The following is a 1,153-nucleotide window of genomic DNA, read 5'->3' on the forward strand; positions in this document are numbered from 1 at the left end:
TGAACGGGGCAGCGCCGGCCGCAAAGGCAGCGGCCACCACGCCGCGCGCCGTGCGCCTGCCGCTGCTGGTGGCGCTGCTGGCGGCGGCCATGCTGCCGTTGGCGGTGAGCCCGGTGCTGCCGCTGATCGATTTCTACAACCATATCGCGCGGCTGGTGGTGCTGGCTGGTGTCGACAACAGCCCGGCGCTGGCGGCCAACTATGCCCCGGCCTGGGCTGTGCTGCCCAACATCGGCCTCGATGTGGTGGGCGTCGCGTTGTTGCAGGTGGTGCCGGTGTCGCTGCTGCCGCACCTGGTGGCTGCCCTGATCCTGCTGCTGCTGTTCGCCGGCACGGCCGCGCTCAACCGCGCCATCACCGGGCAGACCAGCTGGCCGCCGCTTTTGCTGACGATCCCCCTGCTCTACAGCTGGATCCTCAACTGGGGATTTGCCAATTTCCTGGGGGGTATGGGCCTGGCCTTGCTGGCGGCGGCCTGGTGGCTGGCGCGGCGGGATCAGCCGGTGCTGCGGTTGGGCGTGGCGCTGCTGCTGGCGGTGGCAATCTTCTTCTGCCACGCCTTGGCCTTTGGCCTTTACGGGGTCCTCATCGGCGCCCTGGAAATTGGCCATTGGCGGGTGCAGCCGGGGCGGCACCGGGCCGATCTGGCGACGCGGCTGGGCATGTGCGCGGTGCAGGCGGTGCTGCCGGCGCTGCTGTTCCTGCAATCGCGCACGGTAATGGCAGCGGGTGGCATCACCAACGCCGATGAAAGCCTGGCCCGGCTGCGGACCCAGGGCGCACTGTTCGATCGACTGCGCGAACTGGGCCTGCAGCGGCTGGAGGCGATTGTGCGGGTGGCAGAAGGCCCGTCCTATCCGGCTGACGCGCTGTGGCTGGCGGTGCTCTGCGCTGTCCTGCTGCTGGCCGCCCGCCGCCGGGCGCTGGCCTTTTCGGCGCTGGCGGTGCCGGCCGTGGTGGCGGCGGCCCTGCTGGTGGTTGTGATGCCGCCGGCGCTGTTTGGCAGCGGCTATGTCGCCGATCGCATGCCGCTGTTCCTGGCGCTGGTGCTGGTCGCCGGGCTGATGCCGGGGCCCAGTGCGGGATCGGGCCGCGCGCCATGGCTGGTGCCGGCGCTGGCCGGGCTGGTCGCGGTGCGGCTGGTGTCGCTGGC

At 71.3% G+C, this 1,153-nt stretch carries 1 protein-coding gene; it reads left to right on the plus strand.

The window, feature by feature from the left end:
- Positions 1–1,153 (plus strand): hypothetical protein (locus GJ693_RS17250; protein ID WP_197042300.1); only part of this gene is annotated, 1,153 nt, incomplete at both ends.

Source organism: Sandarakinorhabdus oryzae (assembly GCF_009733735.1).
GTDB classification, from domain to species: Bacteria; Pseudomonadota; Alphaproteobacteria; order Sphingomonadales; family Sphingomonadaceae; genus Sandarakinorhabdus; species Sandarakinorhabdus oryzae.